Origin of the sequence: Collinsella tanakaei, from assembly GCF_016900375.1 — a bacterium.
Classification (GTDB): domain Bacteria; phylum Actinomycetota; class Coriobacteriia; order Coriobacteriales; family Coriobacteriaceae; genus Collinsella.
Genome location: NZ_JACJKB010000059.1, coordinates 1 through 371 on the forward strand (window position 1 = coordinate 1; position 371 = coordinate 371).

Consider the following 371-nt stretch of genomic DNA (forward strand, 5'->3'; position numbering starts at 1 on the left):
CCGAGCACTCGAGCGGCGAGACGTCGTCGAGGGGCGGGATCACCCGCGCCGGCAACGCGCACGTGCGCTCCGCGCTCGTGGAGGCCGCCTGGCACGTGCCGATGTCGTCGCGCGCCCCGAAGCCGCTCGCGCCCGGGCAGCAGGTCTCGCCGGCGGTCAGGCGCCACGCGGCGAAGTGCAACCGCAGGCTCCAGGACCGCAGGGAGGCGATGGAGGCGGCCGGCAAGAGGCCGGTGGTCGCCAACTGCGCCACGGCGCGCGAGATGGCGTGCTGGGTCTGGGCGATAGCGGGGATGGCGACCGCGTAGCGCGGCCCCTCCCGCCCGAAAGCAGGGTCCGACCCCGGGCCCGCCGCCGTTCGAGGCCGTTGG

1 protein-coding gene is annotated in these 371 nt (G+C 76.5%); it reads left to right on the forward strand.

Translation table 11 applies throughout. From position 1 onward, the window contains the following. Positions 1–308: transposase (locus H6A16_RS10595; RefSeq protein ID WP_204619023.1), on the forward strand; the 308-nt coding region annotated here is incomplete at its 5' end. Positions 309–371: the final 63 nt, after the last annotated feature.